The 1,729-nt window shown below is 67.5% G+C and carries 4 protein-coding genes; 3 read left to right on the top strand and 1 reads right to left on the bottom strand.

Annotated features, from left to right (window positions below):
- The 3 genes from Q1V87_RS11645 to Q1V87_RS11635 all read left to right on the top strand — a co-directional run.
- Positions 1-717: TIM barrel protein (locus tag Q1V87_RS11645; RefSeq protein WP_300592921.1), on the top strand; the 717-nt coding region annotated here is incomplete at its 5' end.
- Complete coding sequence (locus Q1V87_RS11640; protein ID WP_228177444.1) at positions 714-851, top strand: hypothetical protein; 138 nt, start codon at positions 714-716, stop codon at positions 849-851. The genes Q1V87_RS11645 and Q1V87_RS11640, both read left to right, overlap by 4 nt.
- Before the next feature lie 36 nt (positions 852-887).
- Positions 888-1,142 carry a hypothetical protein gene (locus Q1V87_RS11635; protein ID WP_228177443.1) on the top strand — a complete coding sequence of 85 codons (255 nt, stop codon included), beginning with the start codon at positions 888-890 and terminating at the stop codon, positions 1,140-1,142.
- On the opposite strand, the gene Q1V87_RS11630 is transcribed toward Q1V87_RS11635, so the two are convergent.
- Complete coding sequence (locus Q1V87_RS11630) at positions 1,143-1,685, bottom strand: MarR family winged helix-turn-helix transcriptional regulator (RefSeq protein WP_300592916.1); 543 nt, start codon at positions 1,683-1,685, stop codon at positions 1,143-1,145.
- Positions 1,686-1,729: the final 44 nt, after the last annotated feature.

Raw genomic sequence — 1,729 nt, 5'->3', positions numbered from 1 at the left:
CTGCGGCAGCGCGGGTTGCAGGCCATCGTCTTCGTCGTCCAGCGTCCTGGGGCAGATGTCTCGAGTGCCGATGCCGACGAGCGACGCGCGGGTCGCGCACTGCTCGATTCCGCGCTGCAGGCAGCCGACGTGCTCGGCGCGAATCACATCACGGGTGTGCCCTACGCAGCGTACGGACTGTCATCGGTCTGGAGTTCCGACGCGCGAGCGTGGGCAGCCGAGGCCGTCGGCGAGTTCGCGGCCCGCTCGGCTGCCGGGGGTATCGAGGTCAGCGTCGAGGTTCTCAACCGCTACGAGTGCTCAGCGCTCAACACGGTCACCCAGGCTCTCGCGTTCCGTGACCTGTGTGCCCCGGAGAAGCCGAGTCTGCACCTGGACGGATTTCACGTCATGATCGAGGAGGCCTCGCCGCACGACGCGGTTATCCGCGCGGGCGACGGTCTTGGCATCCTCGAGTTCGGGCAGGCAGGTCGCGGAGCTCTGGATGCCGGGAGCCTCGATGTGGCAGCGCTCGTGCGTTCCGCCGTCGCGGCGGGATTCGACGGACCGATTGCGTTCGAAGCCTTCTCCCGCTCATGGTTCCCCCCCGCCGTGGCGGATCGGCTCCGGACCTGGACGGATCTGGACGTCAGCCGCACCGACCTGGTTCGCGAGAGTGCACACTTTCTGCGCCGCGCCGTCGGCGAAGGACGAGCCGAGAGAGGGGGCCTGCGATGACCGAGTCTGTCGTGATCCGCTGGCAGCTCAGGGATTCGCTCGTGGGCTATATGCTCCGGGATCCTGGTTTCGAGGTCGTCGCGACCGGGGGTGCGTCCTTCGACCCGGCGGTCGGAGTCACGCTTCCCGCGTAGCGACAGTCCTCGGGCGAGTTGCGGGCCAGCGGCTCCGTGGTGTTGCGCGCCCACGACGGTGCGCTGACGGTTCCGCTCGTGGGCGTGCGAATCCACGAGCAGACGCTGTGGATCGCAGCGCCGGGAGGCGGGGAAGAAGCACCCGAGCAGGCGTTCGTCACGCTGTCCGGGCAGCAGGAGGCCGGCGTGTTCCAGACGCAGCTGGCCGCCGAGTCCGATGCGCTGTTCCTGTACAACTATGTCCCCGGTGCCGACTTCGGCAGGCTCGAGGTGCGCGTCGTCGCCGAGTGATCAGCGCTCCGGAGGCGGGGCTGAGAGGATGCGGCGCTCGTATTCCTGCAGCGACGATTCGGCGTCCAGCATGCGGACCAGGAGTGCATTGAGCTGGCGCACCTCGTCGACGCTCAGCGATTCGTGCAGAATCGCCTGGCGCTCGAGCGCGACGGGCATGAAGTCATCGTGCACGATCGCGCCCTCGGGGGTCAGGTAGAGAAAGCGCGAGCCCCGCGGGCCGTTGAGCTGCTCGATCATTCCGCGATCGAGCAGAGCGTTCACGCTCTTGGATGCGACGGACTTGTTGATTCCGAGAATGCCGCACAACTCGGCAGCTGTCGCCCCCGGGTGGTTGCCCAACGCGCTGATGAGGCGCCATTCGTTGGTCCCCACGCCGTGCAGGTGGTGGAAGACCCGGGAACCGCCCCAGACGAGGAGGTTGCTGAGTAATCCGAGCAGAGCGGGGGTGTAGGTGTCGCGGTCGATCGTGGCCGGCAAAGGGTCCACGATCAACCCCTTCGCCGCCGCCCGCGCTGTGATCTCGGCGGATCGGTCTGTCATCAGCAGTGATCCTCTCGGCCCCGGTTCGTGGGGGCAAGTCTATG

It is taken from the genome of Microbacterium sp. (assembly GCF_030149085.1).
Lineage (GTDB): Bacteria > Actinomycetota > Actinomycetes > Actinomycetales > Microbacteriaceae > Microbacterium.
The sequence above is the reverse complement of the archived record's forward strand: the minus strand, read 5'-3'. Positions and strand labels throughout refer to the sequence as shown.